General features: G+C 74.5%; 1 protein-coding gene. It reads left to right on the top strand.

The features are described 5' to 3' along the window. Nucleotides 1-182: 182 nt before the first annotated feature. Nucleotides 183-879, top strand: a 697-nt coding sequence (locus IEJ02_RS47845; RefSeq protein ID WP_498067151.1) for a polyketide synthase dehydratase domain-containing protein, incomplete at its 3' end; no start/stop codon positions are given.

Raw genomic sequence — 879 nt, 5'->3', positions numbered from 1 at the left:
TGGAGGAGCTGGTCATCGAGGCGCCGCTCGTCCTGCCCGAGCAGGGCGGTGTCCGTGTCCAGGTCGCAGTCGGCGGCCCCGACGAGAACGGCGCACGCGCCGTCGACATCTACTCGGCCCGTGACGCGGGCACGGAAGACAGCAGCGCCGACGCGTGGATCCGCCACGCGACCGGCCGGCTGGTGAGGGAGGCCGCCGTGCGTGCCGCGACGGTCGACTTCACCGCCTGGCCGCCGCCCGCCGCCGAGCGGGTCGAGGTGGACATCGACGGCTTCTACGCGGGTCTGATCCGGGTGGGCTACACGTACGGCCCTGCGTTCCAGGGCCTGCGTGCGGTGTGGCGGCGCGGCGAGGAGGTCTTCGCCGAGATCGCCCTGCCGGAGGAGCAGCGGGACAGCGCCACCAGGTTCGGCATCCACCCCGCCCTGTTGGACGCNGCCCTGCACTCCAACGGGTTCGTCCAGCCGGTCGACGCCCCTGACGGAGCGGACCGGTCCCGGACCGTGCTGCCGTTCGCCTGGAACGGCCTGGCGCTGCACGCCACCGGTGCTTCGGCGTTGCGGGTGCGGGTGGCGCCGTCCGGGCCAGACGCGGTGTCGTTGCAGGCTGCCGACGAGACCGGCGGTCTCGTCCTGACCACGGACTCGCTCGTGTTCCGGGAGGTCTCCGCCGAGCAGCTGGAGGCGGCGGCCGGTGCGGCGGGCGACGACGCGCTGTTCGGTGTGGAGTGGACCGAGCTGCCCGCCGCGACCACGCGAACGGCGGCGTCGGTGCCGTCCTGGGCACCGGTCGCCACCGCCGCCGACGTGGCGGCGCTGGGCGCCCGCGACGAAGCGCCGACGGCAGTGGTCGTACGAGCGGTCGCTGCAGAGGACGACG

The sequence above is a fragment of the Streptomyces sp. 5-10 genome (genome assembly GCF_014712245.1).
GTDB classification, from domain to species: Bacteria; Actinomycetota; Actinomycetes; order Streptomycetales; family Streptomycetaceae; genus Streptomyces; species Streptomyces violaceusniger.
Note: the sequence above shows the minus strand (reverse complement) of the source record. Positions and strands in the feature narration are given on the sequence as shown.